The sequence below is a fragment of the Bacteroides caecigallinarum genome (assembly GCF_021531075.1).
GTDB classification, from domain to species: Bacteria; Bacteroidota; Bacteroidia; order Bacteroidales; family Bacteroidaceae; genus Phocaeicola; species Phocaeicola caecigallinarum_B.
This window is the reverse complement of sequence record NZ_JADYTJ010000058.1, coordinates 1-15,587: the sequence shown is the minus strand read 5'-3', so window position 1 is coordinate 15,587 and position 15,587 is coordinate 1. Positions and strand designations below refer to the sequence as shown.

At 38.4% G+C, this 15,587-nt stretch carries 17 protein-coding genes; 6 read left to right on the top strand and 11 right to left on the bottom strand.

Annotation, left to right across the window (positions count from 1 at the left end; genetic code table 11):
• The 4 genes from I6E11_RS12770 to I6E11_RS12755 form a co-directional block, all read right to left on the bottom strand.
• The coding region (locus I6E11_RS12770) for a hypothetical protein (RefSeq protein ID WP_235338548.1) at window positions 1–436 on the bottom strand (436 nt) is incomplete at its 3' end.
• Between the two features lie 42 nt (window positions 437–478).
• Window positions 479–1,183: a hypothetical protein gene (locus I6E11_RS12765; protein WP_235338547.1), complete on the bottom strand. Its 705-nt coding sequence runs from the start codon at window positions 1,181–1,183 to the stop codon at window positions 479–481.
• Window positions 1,184–1,216: 33 nt separating this feature from the next.
• Window positions 1,217–1,984 carry a hypothetical protein gene (locus I6E11_RS12760; RefSeq protein WP_235338546.1) on the bottom strand — a complete coding sequence of 256 codons (768 nt, stop codon included), beginning with the start codon at window positions 1,982–1,984 and terminating at the stop codon, window positions 1,217–1,219.
• 497 nt (window positions 1,985–2,481) lie between these two features.
• Window positions 2,482–3,105, bottom strand: coding sequence for an HU family DNA-binding protein (locus I6E11_RS12755; RefSeq protein WP_235338545.1), 624 nt, complete (start codon window positions 3,103–3,105; stop codon window positions 2,482–2,484).
• 420 nt (window positions 3,106–3,525) lie between these two features.
• Here I6E11_RS12755 and I6E11_RS12750 point away from each other — a divergent pair, with 420 nt between their 5' ends.
• The gene (locus I6E11_RS12750) at window positions 3,526–3,738 is read left to right on the top strand and encodes a hypothetical protein (protein WP_235338544.1); all 213 of its coding nucleotides are present in this window, start codon (window positions 3,526–3,528) and stop codon (window positions 3,736–3,738) included.
• 64 nt (window positions 3,739–3,802) lie between these two features.
• Here I6E11_RS12750 and I6E11_RS12745 read toward each other — a convergent pair whose 3' ends face one another.
• From I6E11_RS12745 to I6E11_RS12715, 7 genes are all read right to left on the bottom strand, one after another.
• Complete coding sequence (locus I6E11_RS12745) at window positions 3,803–5,350, bottom strand: ATP-binding protein (RefSeq protein ID WP_235338543.1); 1,548 nt, start codon at window positions 5,348–5,350, stop codon at window positions 3,803–3,805.
• Between the two features lie 258 nt (window positions 5,351–5,608).
• On the bottom strand, window positions 5,609–6,244 hold the full coding sequence (locus I6E11_RS12740; protein ID WP_235338542.1) for a porin family protein: 636 nt from the start codon (window positions 6,242–6,244) through the stop codon (window positions 5,609–5,611).
• Between the two features lie 22 nt (window positions 6,245–6,266).
• Entirely contained in the window at window positions 6,267–7,250 is a 984-nt protein-coding gene (locus I6E11_RS12735) for a DUF4249 domain-containing protein (RefSeq protein ID WP_235338541.1), read from the bottom strand.
• Window positions 7,251–7,256: 6 nt separating this feature from the next.
• Window positions 7,257–9,827: a carboxypeptidase-like regulatory domain-containing protein gene (locus tag I6E11_RS12730; protein ID WP_235338540.1), complete on the bottom strand. Its 2,571-nt coding sequence runs from the start codon at window positions 9,825–9,827 to the stop codon at window positions 7,257–7,259.
• A gap of 2 nt (window positions 9,828–9,829) precedes the next feature.
• The gene (locus I6E11_RS12725; protein ID WP_235338539.1) at window positions 9,830–10,645 is read right to left on the bottom strand and encodes a FecR family protein; all 816 of its coding nucleotides are present in this window, start codon (window positions 10,643–10,645) and stop codon (window positions 9,830–9,832) included.
• 66 nt (window positions 10,646–10,711) lie between these two features.
• Window positions 10,712–11,224, bottom strand: coding sequence for an RNA polymerase sigma-70 factor (locus I6E11_RS12720; RefSeq protein WP_235338538.1), 513 nt, complete (start codon window positions 11,222–11,224; stop codon window positions 10,712–10,714).
• Window positions 11,225–11,394: 170 nt separating this feature from the next.
• Window positions 11,395–12,309 carry a cation diffusion facilitator family transporter gene (locus tag I6E11_RS12715; protein ID WP_235338537.1) on the bottom strand — a complete coding sequence of 305 codons (915 nt, stop codon included), beginning with the start codon at window positions 12,307–12,309 and terminating at the stop codon, window positions 11,395–11,397.
• Between the two features lie 162 nt (window positions 12,310–12,471).
• Between I6E11_RS12715 and fldA the strand changes: the two genes are divergently transcribed.
• Genes fldA through I6E11_RS12690 form a run of 5 tightly spaced genes read left to right on the top strand, consistent with a single transcriptional unit; the run spans window position 12,472 to window position 15,368 of the window.
• Entirely contained in the window at window positions 12,472–12,975 is a 504-nt protein-coding gene (fldA, locus tag I6E11_RS12710; protein ID WP_235338536.1) for a flavodoxin FldA, read from the top strand.
• A gap of 28 nt (window positions 12,976–13,003) precedes the next feature.
• On the top strand, window positions 13,004–13,372 hold the full coding sequence (locus tag I6E11_RS12705; RefSeq protein WP_235338535.1) for a DUF2023 family protein: 369 nt from the start codon (window positions 13,004–13,006) through the stop codon (window positions 13,370–13,372).
• 49 nt (window positions 13,373–13,421) lie between these two features.
• Window positions 13,422–13,796, top strand: coding sequence for a YbaN family protein (locus I6E11_RS12700; RefSeq protein WP_235338534.1), 375 nt, complete (start codon window positions 13,422–13,424; stop codon window positions 13,794–13,796).
• Entirely contained in the window at window positions 13,784–14,779 is a 996-nt protein-coding gene (locus I6E11_RS12695) for an aminodeoxychorismate synthase component I (protein ID WP_235338533.1), read from the top strand. Before I6E11_RS12700 ends, I6E11_RS12695 begins: the two co-directional genes overlap by 13 nt.
• Entirely contained in the window at window positions 14,763–15,368 is a 606-nt protein-coding gene (locus tag I6E11_RS12690) for an aminotransferase class IV family protein (RefSeq protein WP_235338532.1), read from the top strand. Before I6E11_RS12695 ends, I6E11_RS12690 begins: the two co-directional genes overlap by 17 nt.
• The last annotated feature ends 219 nt before the right edge of the window (window positions 15,369–15,587 follow it).

Sequence of the window (15,587 nt, the reverse complement as noted above, 5' to 3'; positions counted from 1 at the left end):
TTATAGCACTGAATGAAGAAATGTTATAACAGTTTCTAAAACATTCATCAGGGATATTAATTAAATTAGTATCAGAAAGGTTTATCTCTAAATTATAAACATTATGCTCTAGTAAATAGTTCTTAATTGCAAATAGGTCATTGTTATTTAATGAACCTACTAAGATAAGTTTAGGTGAGTAGTTGTTTGTTTCAATAACTTCTGAAATAATTTCTGGATTATTTGCTAATAATCCAGGAGAAGCTAAATTTATAGTATTACCATAAACATTAGCTTTTGGCTCTAAAATTGTTTGAATAATATTATATGTTCCTGGGGAATATACCATCTCACGGTTACTAGAGTTTTGATATGCTGCACTATAGATAGCCCCTTTTTCCGTAAGAATAGTTATTGACATTTTCTCATCTATAGGTAATATAGCAGGGTATCTCATTATATAGCAAACTAGTTTATTATTCGCTTCTAATTCTATATTTTATAAAGTTAAATTAATCTTATTGTCTTTATCATAATTACAACATATAGGAACAAAAATATTACTATCGGCTACTATTGATAGGTTAGAAGGTTTACCATGTACAGTTGTATTGTATGATTCTGGTAAAGTTAGTTCAAATTTAAAAAGAGTCATCATATCTTGTTTTATATAAAGACCGTTTAAACTCTTTTCTGAGCATTTCATATAGTTGTAACCTTGTAAATGTTTGATATTATCATTACCAGTTTGCTTTTGGTTGTCAATAGGTAAATTTATTTGATCATAAAACTCTTTCTGCCCCGAATAACTTTCTGGGAATTTTTCTGCAGGATAAAGAATTTCATAATTAGTATTCTCTGGTAAAGATTCAGGAGCCATTCCTTCAAATATACCTTCAGAGGTTCCTATGCCACTTTTTAATGTAAAGATAGAACTATGGTAATAATTGTCGTTATCTTTCCAATATACACGTACTTTGTCGTTTTCACTCCAATATAATTTTATATTATTTTTATCATTATCATCGTATATCAAACGTGTGTTTGCTTCTATTCCGTTTTCGATACAGATTTTTAAACGAGTTGATTCAGTTTTTAATAACTCTTTTGTTGTATTATTATCGTTATTATTGATATTGTCATCATTACATGAAATGATAAGCATCTGTAAACTCATGATTATTAGTAAAAATAATTTTTTCATATTCTTAATAATTTAGTGGTTAATCATTATTCCTTAATATTCTACGATTTGGGATTTCTCAATAGGTATTTTATATTTGTTCTTAAATCCATTTATTATAATTGAAGCGAATTCCTTATCAATAAAAGGAGAAATTATAACCTTTTTAATTACAGAAAAAGGATTTATATCTATAAGTATTTTTTCTTCTTGACAAAGCACACATAAACGAACCTCCTGTTCGTCCCTGTAATATATAGATTTCGTAAAAATATCTTTTTGAGGATTACCTTTTATCCATTCGTTAGTACTGTATTCTACATTTGATACTAAGATATCGTATTCGTCTGGAACTTGAATGTTTTCTATAAGCTCTTTTAATGTTGTTTCTATACGACAACCTACATTTTGATAAGCGTAAGTCTTCCACATAAGGTAATTCTCATTAGCCTTTGCATCTCCATAATTGTGTTCATCGTAAGTCCAACAAGATATACACGAATTATAAACTTCATAATTAAAATTAAACCTTTTCTTTGCTGATTCTTCTTTCTCTTTCTTATTTTTATGAATACAATCCATTGAAAATAAATACTTGAGATTACTTTTATATCCTTTTTCAACCAAATCTGTAAATGTATGACGATTGGCAATATATAGTTTATTGTTTATAAGCATATTCAATAAATGTTCAAATCGCATATATTTGTAAATGGATTTGTTTAGAGCTTCTTCTGTAGATACCGATGGGTGTAGAAATACACCTTTATGTATTATATAACCTTCATTTCTGAAGTTATCAATGGTTAATCTGTATTTCATAGTTTTATTATTTTTAGTTTTTATAAAATGTTATGTGGGTTTTAATTGATTGTTAAATTGGGAATCGATTGACAATAAAAAAAGCGTGGGAAATCTTATTATCACTCGTCCCACTCTTTAAGGCCTTCGCATTGCCCATCACAGTCTATTGAACGAGCAATGCAGAAGCCCACGCTAATATATGTATAATACCTTACATACTTTTAGAAAGTATGTTGGTGCAAATACATACAACGCAGACATCTACTATTGCTTTGCCTTGGACTGTGAATTAAAAGTTGCGAAGTTTTAAAGAGTCAAAGTCAAAACGTTAAGTAAACGTCTTCTCGTAATATATAAAAAACTATTATACACAAAAACTATGTATAATAAGATGTTACAAAGTTAATAAAAATAATATGAATAGCAAGGTTGTAATGAAAGAAAATGTGAGATTTTTCACTATAAATGAGTTCTTTTATGAAGAATATAAATATAGTGTATATAAGTTTCTCACTTTATTTCCTCACATAAACCTTATGCGTCCCCAATCCCTTCATCGCAATTCCGGACTCTGCGTCAGCAGCCCAAGCTTTCAGTTCCTTTGCCGCAGTAGTACGGTTAAGTTCTGTCATTTTTGAATATTCGCTCACCGTGAGGAAAGGATTCTCTTCGAGATATCTTTTTGCCATTGCCAACCTTTCTTCGGCAGTTGTTTTAGGCCTTTTGCATTTCTTCACACCCGAACCTCGTTCAAGGTCGCAAAGAGTATTTGTTTCGTTGATAAGTGTCCTGTCGGCACGGAAGTTTATACCGCCTATTTTTATGCTGGCGGCATTACGGCGAGGGGAGTTTCCTTCTATTTCTTCTCTTTCCTTACCTTTCTTGAGGGATAGTGTAGGAGTGAAAAGACCGATTCCTTCTATTCTCACCGAGCGGCCTTCCGCCATGAAACGAGCCATGGCACCAGCTATAAGGTCAAGTGCTCCACGAACTTCGCCACGATTGAACGTTGAACCCTTGATACATGTTTCCACCAGTTCGTCAGTTTCGCATGTGCCTGTAATTTCCATTCTCGGATAAAGTAATGTTTCGCCTTCTTTCCTCATGTCGGGCATTTCCTGCATGAAATATTTTGCCATAATTTTAAAAAAGGTATTAGCTGTTATTAAATCAATTGTTTCAGTTCTTTAAGTTATAAATTTCCTGACATATTCTGTAAATACAAGTTATATCTATATAAATACAGCTTGTGTTTTTATAAATATAAGTTGTATTTATAAATCAATAATCTGTATATATAGATTATGTAAGCACAAAAATAACTTTTAATCAGCAGATTTACAACTTATTATGCGGATAAATGCGAACATGTAGGAGGTATGTTGTGATTTTTATACAAGACGATATAATTTATAGGAAAAAGCTTGTATCAAATAGTGCTTTTTATTACATTTATAGAAATTTGAAAATCTTTATGTATGTGAACTTTAGGATGCATAAACGACATGATGAGTCGCGACAAAGAAAATCGTGAACTGAGAAACAGAAACCGCTAACGTATGAAGGAAACGCGCGACCGTCTCATTGAGGTAGGGAAGGGGCGCGGACTTCCTGATGTATCTGCCGAGGAAATAGAACATATAATGGAAAATACGGTAGAAAAGGAAAAAGCTGACAGTGACAAACTTTTTCGTCTGAAACTGAAGTTTGCGGTAGTTGTTGGTGTGTTGCTATTGCTGTGTTATTTTGCTTATGTGCTGATAATAAAATAGGTAGCACCTGTGAGAGGGAGGTACTACCTGTTTGTGATTACTCTTATTGTTATCAAGAGGATTTTTACTCAATAATCCATTTCTCTATACCTTTAATAGTGTTATTGAAATTGACTCCTACCTTTATGAGTTTTCTTCCGTCCGAGGCAAAAGGTAGCGCATATTGCTTGTCGTTGATTTGTTTTATGGCCTCTTCTGCTGTGCCTTCCAGTTTGAATTCCATGACGTAGATATAGTCGTTTGTCTTCACAACCATGTCTATGCGTCCGGATGATGTATGATATTCCACTTCGGTATAGAATCCAAGCAATCGGAATACTATGAAAAGTACATTCTGATAATGCAGTTCCAGCTGACGTGTCAGTTCGTAAGGAATATCTGCAAAGAAACTTTGCAGACGGGTCATGAAACTGTTGATGTCGCCTTTTCTCACATCCTGAACAAATGATATTATCTGGAATGATGACTTTCCGGATTCGATAGAGGCATAATATGGCAATAGAAATCTTGTAAATCCGTCTTCCACTTCACGGTTTGGAAAACCGAGGTTGTATGTTCTGAATTCCTTATCATACCCTTTTATAGTGAGATAACCGCTTTGATAGAGGATAGGTACAGGGTTTGTGTACATAGAGTCTATCCCTCCGAGGGTATCGGCAAATGCTACTTCTTCAGTCAGTCTGTAGAGATTATAACTACTTCTTTTGAGCAGTTCCACCAAGAATGTAGGAGTGCCTGTCTCGAACCAGAAGCTTCCGAACTCACGGCTTTTCATTACGTTGAGTATGCTGAAAGGATTGTATATACCTTCCGGGCTGCTGCTGAAATGATAACCGTCGTACCATAGTTTTAGTTTCCGGCACGTCTCTTCGTATGTCATATCGTTTCTTTCTCCGAGGTCTTTTATTTCATCGGGGAAATAGTGCAACAGTTCTTTCTCCGTTATTCCGCAGAGGTTGTTGTAATCTCTAAGGATTGAAATGTCCTCTAAGTTGTTAAGATCGCTGAATACGCTTACCTTACTGAACTTTGTTACTCCGGTAAGCAGTGCAAAGCGCAGATACTGGTCGCTGCTTTTAAGAACTCCATAGAAGGCTTTCAGAGTGTTGCGGTATTCGTCCGTGAGTTCTTCATTACCGATAGCCTGGAGCATAGGTTTGTCGTATTCGTCGATAAGAACGACTACATTGCGGCCGGTTGTTATACTAATCTTCTCTATAAGATAAGAAAATCTTTCTTCCGGAGAACGGTCCTTTTTTTCATCGCCATACATCTGTTCCCATTTCTCAAGATGTTGGTTCAGTATTGCTGTAGGTGAAAGTTTGTCTTCGTATTTTTTTGAATTCAAGTCAAGATGCAGAACCGGATATTCTTTCCATTCAGTCTCTAATTTTTCCATGGCAAGCCCTTTGAAAAGGTCTTTTTGTCCAAGAAAATATGCCTCAATGGTTGATATAAGAAGGCTTTTCCCGAAACGTCTTGGACGGCTCAGAAAATAGTATTTACCCGTATTTGCTAATTTGTGGATTAATTCGGTTTTATCTATATATAGATAACCACCTTCACGTATTTCTTTGAAATTTTGTATGCCTACCGGATAAAGATTGTTCATAATGGCAGTTTGCTTAACTATGTTACACAGTATCACAAAAGTAATGTTTTTTTCTGATATTGCAAAAGATGAGTTTTTGCAAACCTTTTTAAAAACCTTTTAAACAGTGTTTAAATGCTGTTTAAACGGTGATTAGAACTGAAGCGACGAAGATACCGATTTGTTATACGGATTATAGGTAGTGGTTCCGCATGAACTAAGACATGCGGAAAGACAGACTACTGCAAGGAGGATAAGAAGTTTCATGTGAATTAAGAATTAAAAATAATACGTCAATGAAACTACAAATGTTCTGTTCTTGGTTTCAGGGTTGTTCATATAAGAATTTTTCATGCCCCAGTCATAACCTATGGCTATCTGAGTGTGACGTGCTATTTCCACTCCGGCACGGAAACCTATTCCCCAGTCGAAACGTGGTGAGAGTCCGTCTTTGAACATATTATTTGATGATACTCCTGTTTCCGTTTTGCCGCCGGGATATGTATTCGTGTAGTTCATCTTGCCGAACATTCCGATGTTGAAGTACGGACCGGCATTGACGAAAATGCTTAGATTGTCGTTGACCTTGAATTTATAACCTAAGTGGATTGGTATGTTCAGATAGTAGGGAGTCGTGTCCCACTTAAACATTTTTCCTGTTCCGTTATCGTATGCAGGTGTGGATTTCCAACCGTATGATGAAATCATCAGTCCGAAATCGGTGTACAATCCTTTCTGGGCGTCCCTGAAAGCATATTCACCTTTCAGTCCGGCATGGAAACCTGATTTTGATTCGTTCGCTATCATAGAGTTAAGGTTATAGCCGCCGGAAAGTCCGTATCTGAATTCCTGTGCTTGTGATGTCGCAAAAACTATTGCAGATATTGCGATTGTAAGTAAAAGTTTCTTTTTCATAAGTCTATGTTTAAATAATTGATTATTCTTCGTTCTCTTCATTTTTCAGGTTCTCTATCCAGTCGGTTTCGTAAATACTGCATCCGCCTAAAAGACCTATACCGTTTTCTATGTTTGTGTAGTGGCTGCGGATAGGAGCAAGGCCGTATTCTCCTAATTCGTTGTCGTTTATATCGTTTACTGATTTCAGATATTTGTACATATCTTCCGAGAATCGGTAGAGGTAGATTTTGTAATAGGTAATTCTTTTGCTATGCTCGTTGTCGTAATTATTGTAATAGCTTGCACCGAGATGTAGTGTGTAGCTTTTTCCGTTAAGCATGGTATCGTCCCACAAATAGATGTCCTGGTAATGATGTTTCAGTATATCGAATATCTCATCGAAACCTACTTTCTTTGATAATAAAGGCTCTTCGTCAAGATTTAGCCTTTCACCCCATATTTCTATATCATTATACTCTGAACCAGATTCAGGGTAATAACTCCAGTCAATATATTTGTGTACAATCCTCACCCCGTAATAGTCCTTCGTCTCTGCATTATCCGTAAACGATATGCGGAACTGAATTTCCCTGCCGTATGAATCGTCCTTTAGAATCATATCCCATTTGTCCAATGGAAAAGGCTGCGGTATTACGGTACTCGATTTTGCCGTAGGCATATCCGGGTATGATGCTTCCATGTCTATCTTGTCGCCTTCTTTCAGTTTGCCAAGAACATAGTATGAATTTGCAGGGAGCAAGTCTGTCGCTTTGTCAATATATTTTATTTCCTTTTCCATTCCGTTCAACTTAAATGTTATGTCCGGTTTGGCAGAAGTGTTTGTACCTTTATTGTTAACAGATATACTTTGCGATACCTGTATCAGCGTAGTGTCGCCGAGGGTGTTTGGCATACAGAATACCACCGGCTTTCTTTTAGTCTCTATATTATCTATGCTGAATTCGTATGTACACGATGATAATGTAATCAGTAGTGATGCTATATATATAAATCTGTGTTTCATATCTGTTTAAAATTTGAGTGTGTAGCTGAATGATGGAATTATGGGGAATACACCCTGTCCTTTTCCGGTGAATGTACCGTCCTTGTTCTGTTTTACTGTGGCATACATTGGATTCATTCTGCAATAGGCATTGTAGAGACTGATATTCCATATTCTCTCAAAGCCTTTTTTCGTGGTTTTGCGGAAGTTTATACCCAAGTCCAGTCTGTGATAAGCCGGAAGGGATACATTGTTAGGAGCCTCATAAACCATAATGCTTTCGTTTGTATTTTCTGTTCCGGGTATGGCCGGTGCATCTACTTTTTGTGTAGGGATGGTCATGCGGTTTCCGCTATGGAAGTTCCATGATGCGTATGCGTCAATCCTGTTGCTGAACTTGTGGCTCAGGTTGATAGAGAATTTATGACGGTTGTCGAACTTATCCGGGTACCATGACTGATGGAAGTCCGGAAAGAATCTTTTGCTCCATGAAAGGGTGTAGGATGCATCGACGGAGCTTTTTCCATTACTGTAGCTGATGTCTGCTTCTACTCCGTATGCCTTTCCTTTTCCTGTCCTTACGTTCTCTTCCCAGTCGTCGGCAGACGGGTTGAGTTGGTTATCGCCATTGTATTCTATCAGATTGTTCATTGTTTTATAGAAGCCTTCTATGCTTAATCTGATGTTATACGGAAGTCTGCTGTATATTCCTGCTGAGTATTGTCGCGACCTCATAGGGGTGATTTTTTCAGTAGAAGGTACCCAATAGTCTGTCGGCAGGTTCAGGTAGGTAGCAGAAAGTTGGTGCATGAACTGGTTCATCTCCGTATATGATACCTTGAAACTTGCATTGTCGCATAGTTTGATATTCATTGCTGCGCGTGGTTCAACCGAGTGATATTTTGTACCTGCAATACCAAACATGGTGTAGTGTATTCCACCGTTCAGCTTCAGACGGCTGCCAAGCGAGATGTCATCCTCGGCATAGAGGGTAAATTCATTACTCTTGTACTGACTTTTTATTATGTCAGTCAGTTCGTTGTTTGCCGCATTGTCATACTTGGAATAGTAATTCTGCGGCATGAAAATGTGGCGCATATAGTTTGAACCGAAACGGATGTGATTCCATGTGTTGGGACGATAGTCGAACTCCATTCTGTAGCCGAAATCGTTTATGGTGGAATGGTTGTTCTGGATTTTTATTATTGCACCGTCCAATCCCTCAATATATCCCAAACGCTCTTCACTCAGATAGTCGAATTTGGAGCGGTTGTGGGTATATACTCCCGTAAAATTTGCAAACAGCTTGGGTGAGAAAATATATTTCCAGTTGGCCGATGCAGTGAAGTTTCCCCACTGCAGATTGAATTTGTCAATATTGGAAAGTTCCGAAGAATAAGAATATGCTCTGTTATTTACTTTTAGAAGGTCATTACCGGAATAAAGACTTATATCCGCACGGCTCTTTTCAGAAAATATGTGAGTAACCTTCGCATTGATATCGTGGAAAGCATATCTCGTATTTAGTTTGTCGCGTCTGCTTGTATTCATTATGGCAAATGAGGGGGCAGTGAGTAAATCTATCCATGTGCGTCGCATAGCCACATTGAATGAGGTGCGGTTTTTCACTATCGGTCCTTCAAACTGTATTCTGCCTTCAAGAAGTCCGAGCGTGAAACTTCCGTGATACTCTTTCATGTTCCCGTCGTTTGTACGGACATCTACTACCGATGACAGTCGTCCGCCGTAACGGGCAGGAAATCCGCTCTTGTAGAAGTCGATGTTCTTAACAATGTCAGTATTGAATGCTGAGAACAGTCCTCCGGCATGGTTCACCTGATAGAGTGGAGTACCGTCGAGCAGGAAAAGGTTCTCGTCGTTCCCGCCGCCGTGAACATAAAGTCCGGAGATAAGTTCTGTACCGCTGGCTACTCCCGACAGGCTTTGGAGTTTCTTCACTACATCAGGCGAGCTCATGAAGTTGTTTCCGCTTACGAAGTCCTTTGCCGTAAGTGAAACTTTTCCGGTCTGTGTAGTGTAGATAGGGGAGTTCAGGTCGGCAGTAACCACTACCTCATTTATGCGGTAATCCGCTTTCAGGTATATGTTCTGCGATTTGTTTCCTTTTAGCGTAATATCTTCCGTCTGCTCGCCACAGCTGATATGTGAGAAACGGATTTTATGTTTCCCCTCGTTGAGTGTAAGACTGTAGAAACCATGTTCGTTGGTAAGTGTGCCGGTATTGGAGGTGATGTCCCAGACTGTGGCGTTTATCACTGTCTCGCCGTTCTCCTGATAGATATATCCGCTCAATGTATATGAAGACAGTTTTTTCAGTATCACGTAGTCACCGTCTATCTCCCATTTGATGCCGGTATTGCTGAATATTGTTTCAAGGCTGTTTTCAAGAGTTATCATACTTGGTTTTTTGCCCGAATACGGTATGTTCAGCTTTATAGACGAGTCGTAAACAAAGCTCACAGGGTAGATATTTTTCACCTGCTCCATCATGTCTTCTACTGTGACTCTGCCTTGTGCTTTTATTGATGAAACGCAAATAGTAGAAATCATAAGGAGTATTGATATAATTCTGTTCATGTTCAGTCTTTCTTAGTTATTGTGATATCTAATGTCTTTTCAATAAGTGATATGATTTCGTCCAGACTATCCGTTTTGAACTCGGCTGTAATGGTCTTGAAATGCTCTGAAGCATAAAGGCTTGTTCCGTAATAAATTGATAGTTCCTTCATTACGGCATCTATAGGAGTATTCTTGTAAACGAACTTTCCTGTAGCCCATGCGGATGGGTTAGGGAAGGCGGCGCTAGTCATTTCTGGCATTTCGTCTCCGTGCTTCAGTGTTCCGCTCATATCCTTTGTGAGGATAATTCCTTTGGAACTGTTCCTGCCCTTGAACATTACTTTTCCGGATTTTACATACACGTTTGTGAGAGTGTCTTGCATACGCTCGTCAATTTCAAATTCAGTTCCGAGGACTTTGACCTGTACATACATTGCTGTAGCCGTGAATGGTGACTGCTCGTTTCTGCGGACAGAGAAAAAGACTTTTCCTGACATATTTACCTTGCGTGACTTCTTTCCGTAATTATCGGAGTCGTATTCCAATGCAGAACCTTTGGAGAGTATGGCAAGTGTGCTGTCCGGCAGGAAATGTCTGGTGATTCCTGCATCCGCAGTGACTGATATCATGTTACTGTCACTTCGGCTTAACAGTGTATAGCTTACTATACATATCAATATTGCAGCAGCTATGCCGGATGAGTATATCCATAATCTTTGCAGATTATTCCGCTGACTGTGGCCTGTGATTTTGTTCAGAGCCTTGGCCGTGTCCAGTTTCCCGTGTCTGTAATATCTGAGGACGAACTGCAAGTTTTTTTCTTCTTTATCTTTCATGATTGTACTTTGTTTTTAGATAAGACGCAAAGTATTGAAAAAACTACTATGCCGAAATGAAAAAAATTATCCGAAAAAGAACGAATATACTTTGCGGACACCTTCTTTGAGGTTTTTAAGAGCCTTGTTCATCTGATTTTTTACCGTGTTTACGGAGATGTTCATCCTGGCGGCTATTTCCTCATACTTCATTCCGTCGCGTTTTGCAAGCAGGAACACTTCCCTGCATTTCTCCGGCAGTGAGTCTATGGCGGTCCATAGTCGCGCTTCGTCGTACGAACGTTCTTCGCATTCCTCTTCGGAGATAATGCCTTCAAGGTCGGACGGCTGAACATTGTTGTCTATCAGTGAGTCTTTCCTTACTATATCTATACAGCGGTTTCTTACCATAGAATAAAGATATGATTTTATATCAGAAATCTCCATTCCTGAGTCTTTCCGTTCCCATATCTCTGTGAAACAGTCCTGCACTGTGTCTTCCGCATTGTCTATGTCGTGGAGATAATGCAATGCGAAAAGGCATAGCGGACGGTAGTACATACGGAAATTATCCTTAAAAGTGTCGGTATTTATAGCCATAATGTGTTTCTTCGCGCGTTTATATTTTAAGGAAGACTATAAATATATGTCATACTACTATGGAAAGGTTGGTTGATTTAACTATATTTAAAAGATTAAGCTTCGGTTTAGTATATGTTCAGTGAATGTTCACTAAACGTTCACTGAACATTTACTGAACACGTAATGAATTACTTGCATGAATATGCCTGACATTCTGTTCCTGCTGTTTCAGTTTCGATTGTGCAATGATGTACTCCTGATTTATGGAAAATCTCTCTTACTTCAGTCTTGACGTTTTCCATGTCATTAAGGTCTTTTATAACGATGTGAATGGTAGCTGCAAAATCAGTGGTGCTGATAGCCCAGATATGAAGATGATGCCAGCTTTCTATCTTGTTATAATTGCGTAAGTCTTCGATGATGTGCTCTTTGTCAACGGATGATGGAACGGCATCAAGCGTCATTAGCAGACTCTCTTTGAGCAGATTGTAGGTGGAGAACATGATTATTATTGCCAATACGATACCGATTACCGGGTCTATCCATACCCATTCCGTGTAACTTATTATGATTCCCGATACTACAACACCTACTGATACAAGTGTGTCCATAAGCATGTGAAGGTATGCGCCTTTTACGTTTATGTCCTGCTTGCTTCCACCCATCAGCAGCCATGTGGTCAGTCCGTCGATCAGTATTCCTGCTCCGGCGGTCCAGCTTATGGCTGTACCTGATATAGGCTGCGGATTCTTCAGTTTATATATACTTTCTATTATGATGGCACCTACGGCAACAAGCAGTATAAGGGCATTAATCAGAGAAATAAGTATTGTTGCTTTCTTGTATCCGTACGTAAACTGTGGGGTGGATGCAGCTTTGCTCATTCTGAACGCTACAAGCACAAGTACTAGGCTGAAAACATCGCTAAGATTATGTCCGGCATCCGACAACAGTCCTACAGAATTGTATAGTAACCCTACAACGGTTTCAATCCCTACGAATAAAAGATTTAGCGCAATGCAGAAAATGAAAATCTTGCTCATCGAAGCAGAAATTTCATGATGATGGTGGTGATGATGATTGTGGTGGTGATGAGTGTCCATAACATATATATTTTTCTTCAAAGATATGGAATTAGTTATTAAACTACCAAAAATGAGGTAAGAAACCTGATTCAACTGATGTTAAAATCATTATTTTTAGGTATTTCAGAAACACTTTGTTTGCACTTATTTTGCAATGTCAAATCAATTAAATGTAAGGAAATGAAAAAGACTGGAATTTTTTATGGTTCCACCACAGGAACTACAGAATCGGTAGCAGGAATGATTGCAGGAAAATTGGGTGTATCATCGGCCGATGTACACGATGTTAGCAAGATGACTGCAGATATGGTTAACTCATACGATGTCCTTTTGCTGGGAACATCTACATGGGGTGATGGCGAGTTGCAGGACGACTGGTATGACGGTGTAAAATTGTTGAAAGGACTTGATCTGAGCGGTAAGATTGTAGGATTGTTTGGTTGTGGCGACTCTGAATCTTATGCCGATACGTTCTGCGATGGAATGGGAATCATCTATGAAGATTTAAAAGGTACCGGATGTGAGTTTATCAATGGAGTTTCTGATGCTGACTATACTTACTCTTCGTCTGTAGCGGTTGTTGACGGTATGTTTGTTGGTCTTGCCATAGATGAGATGAACGAGAGCGGAAAAACTGATGAAAGAGTGACAGCATGGACTGACCATATCAAGACTTTATTGTAAAAATATTTATACATAAAACCTATTGCCTATGATGAAGCAAAATGTAAATCCTACTGATATGAAGGTGTTCCTGAACCATGTATATGAGTTCAAGAAAGGAGTGCGACAGATGGTTCTTTACACCATGAACAAGAAGAATCAGGAGTTTGCCGTGAACCGCCTGAAGAGACAGCGTATAAAATTCATAATACAGACTGTTGATGAAGAACGTATCAATTTGTTCTTCGGCAAGGACGAATGTATCAATGCCATACGGATGATAGTCACCCGCCCGCTGAATCAGCTTACACCTGAAGAGGATTTCATTTTGGGGGCCATGCTCGGGTATGACATCTGCGGGCAGTGCAAGCGTTATTGTGACCGCAAGATGAGAAAAAAATGTGTTTTGATAAACTAAAATCAGGCTCGTATTTGTATTTCAGTCTCAATCATACTATTTTTGCAATATGAAATACATATACAGTGTCATAGGCTTTGTTTCGGTGTTGCTGGGCATTATAGGAATTTTTCTTCCTGTATTGCCCACAACACCTTTTCTTTTGCTGGCGGCCGCATTGTTTTTCCGCAGTTCGCCACGTGCCTATAAATGGCTGACTGAGCATCCTCAGCTCGGACCTTATATAAAGAGTTTTCGCGAGGACAAATCAATACCTTTAAGAATCAAAGTTATATCCGTTGGCACACTGTGGATTACAGCAGTACACTGTATTGTTTTTATCTTTGATACGTGGTGGCTGAAACTATTTATGGGAATACTTGCCACTTGCATCACACTTTATATTCTTTCTTTCAAAACACGCAAAAACAAATGTCAAGACTAAACTTCCTGTCGCGCCAGGATGCCATTAAGAGAATGAACTATTATGGCAGAAGAGGAATCCCGTTCTTCTTTCTGATAGACTTTGATGAAGAAAACTGCATTGTAGAAGAACCTAGCAATCTGCCTGACGATGATATACTGTTCAGCTTTCCGTCCGGTGGAAATTATAATGAAATGCTTTCGACGATAGAGATCCCATTCGTATGGGAGCCTCATCCGCAGACTATGGAAGAGTATTCAAGTTCTTTCGATATTGTCTATAAAAATCTGTATGCAGGAAATTCTTTTCTGACTAACCTTACTTGTCCAACACCGGTTGATACCAATCTTACACTAAGAGATATATTCATTCATTCGCGTGCAAAGTACAGACTCATTATGAAAGACCGTTTTGTAATGTTCTCCCCGGAGATTTTTGTAAGGATTACGGATAATATGATTTATTCGTATCCTATGAAGGGAACAATAGATGCGTCATATCCTGAAGCCGCAGCCGTAATATTGAATGATGAGAAAGAGTCGGCCGAGCATGCAACAATCGTGGATTTAATAAGGAACGATTTGAGCCAGATAGCATCCGAAGTGACGGTCACCAAGTATAGATATATAGATGAAGTTCAGACAAACAATGGTAGATTGCTCCAGGTAAGCTCCGAAATACGAGGGAGGCTGCCGGAGGATTTCCGCGATACACTAGGGGATATGTTTTTCCGACTTTTGCCTGCCGGTTCAGTGACAGGAGCACCTAAGAAAAAAACGGTTGAGATAATACGTGAGGCAGAAACTTATGATAGGGGATATTACACGGGTGTCACCGGATTCTTCGATGGAAAAAATCTTGACAGCGCTGTTATTATAAGATTTGTGGAACAGCTGCCTGACGGCTCTTTGGTGTTTAAAAGTGGTGGGGGTATAACCTTCAAGAGTGATATGGAAAGCGAATACAAAGAAATGATTCATAAAGTGTATGTGCCGGTTTATTGAGACTATATGTATAAACGACGGAGTGATAGAGAATCTGTCGGCCCATAATGAGAGGATGAACAATACAATCCGTGTGCATTATGGCAGTTCTGCCATGCCTGTTTCTTTGGAGGACTTCATAACCGCTGAAGGTTGTAAAGGAAGAACCCGTTGCCGTGTGGAATATACTTCATCAGTAGAGAAAGTGGAATATTTCCCATACAGGATTCGTGAGGTCAAAACACTGCAACTGGTGAACGACGATACGGCAGAGTATTCATTCAAATACGCTGACCGATCTGTCTTAGACCGTAATTTTGCCTTGCGTGGCAATGCGGATGATGTAGTGATTGTCCGTTCCGGTATGCTGACAGATACTTCAATAGCAAATATCGCACTGTATAAAGAAGGAAAATGGTACACTCCCAAATATCCATTGTTGAAAGGAACGTGCAGGGCAAAGCTTCTTGCAGAAGGAATTATAGAGGAGGACACTATTATGGCAAACAGTTTACATAAGTATGAGAAAATCCGCCTTTTTAATGCGATGATCAGTTTTGGGGAGGTGGAAATAGATATAAATAATGTCTTTCCGATAATTGAGGATTAATTTTGTAAACTCTATGCCGAGGATGTTTTAGATGTGTATTTTAAGGTGGAGAAATTAGATTAATTATTATTCTTTCAGTCATTCACTTATATTTTGTGTTATACATTAAAATCATAAATTTCAGTATTAATGAGATTTTATTGCTTTATTTATAGAAGTTAATTATGTTAACCAATGCTAATGTAATAAGCATGATATGTTTATTCGAGTATTAATGAC

Coding starts and splice junctions, on each gene's coding strand:
- I6E11_RS12765 (WP_235338547.1), bottom strand. CDS start 1,183: ATGAAAAAATTATTTTTACTAATAATCATGAGTTTACAGATGCTTATC.
- I6E11_RS12760 (WP_235338546.1), bottom strand. CDS start 1,984: ATGAAATACAGATTAACCATTGATAACTTCAGAAATGAAGGTTATATA.
- I6E11_RS12755 (WP_235338545.1), bottom strand. CDS start 3,105: ATGGCAAAATATTTCATGCAGGAAATGCCCGACATGAGGAAAGAAGGC.
- I6E11_RS12750 (WP_235338544.1), top strand. CDS start 3,526: ATGAAGGAAACGCGCGACCGTCTCATTGAGGTAGGGAAGGGGCGCGGA.
- I6E11_RS12745 (WP_235338543.1), bottom strand. CDS start 5,350: ATGAACAATCTTTATCCGGTAGGCATACAAAATTTCAAAGAAATACGT.
- I6E11_RS12740 (WP_235338542.1), bottom strand. CDS start 6,244: ATGAAAAAGAAACTTTTACTTACAATCGCAATATCTGCAATAGTTTTT.
- I6E11_RS12735 (WP_235338541.1), bottom strand. CDS start 7,250: ATGAAACACAGATTTATATATATAGCATCACTACTGATTACATTATCA.
- I6E11_RS12730 (WP_235338540.1), bottom strand. CDS start 9,827: ATGAACAGAATTATATCAATACTCCTTATGATTTCTACTATTTGCGTT.
- I6E11_RS12725 (WP_235338539.1), bottom strand. CDS start 10,645: ATGAAAGATAAAGAAGAAAAAAACTTGCAGTTCGTCCTCAGATATTAC.
- I6E11_RS12720 (WP_235338538.1), bottom strand. CDS start 11,224: ATGGCTATAAATACCGACACTTTTAAGGATAATTTCCGTATGTACTAC.
- I6E11_RS12715 (WP_235338537.1), bottom strand. CDS start 12,309: ATGGACACTCATCACCACCACAATCATCATCACCACCATCATCATGAA.
- fldA (WP_235338536.1), top strand. CDS start 12,472: ATGAAAAAGACTGGAATTTTTTATGGTTCCACCACAGGAACTACAGAA.
- I6E11_RS12705 (WP_235338535.1), top strand. CDS start 13,004: ATGATGAAGCAAAATGTAAATCCTACTGATATGAAGGTGTTCCTGAAC.
- I6E11_RS12700 (WP_235338534.1), top strand. CDS start 13,422: ATGAAATACATATACAGTGTCATAGGCTTTGTTTCGGTGTTGCTGGGC.
- I6E11_RS12695 (WP_235338533.1), top strand. CDS start 13,784: ATGTCAAGACTAAACTTCCTGTCGCGCCAGGATGCCATTAAGAGAATG.
- I6E11_RS12690 (WP_235338532.1), top strand. CDS start 14,763: ATGTGCCGGTTTATTGAGACTATATGTATAAACGACGGAGTGATAGAG.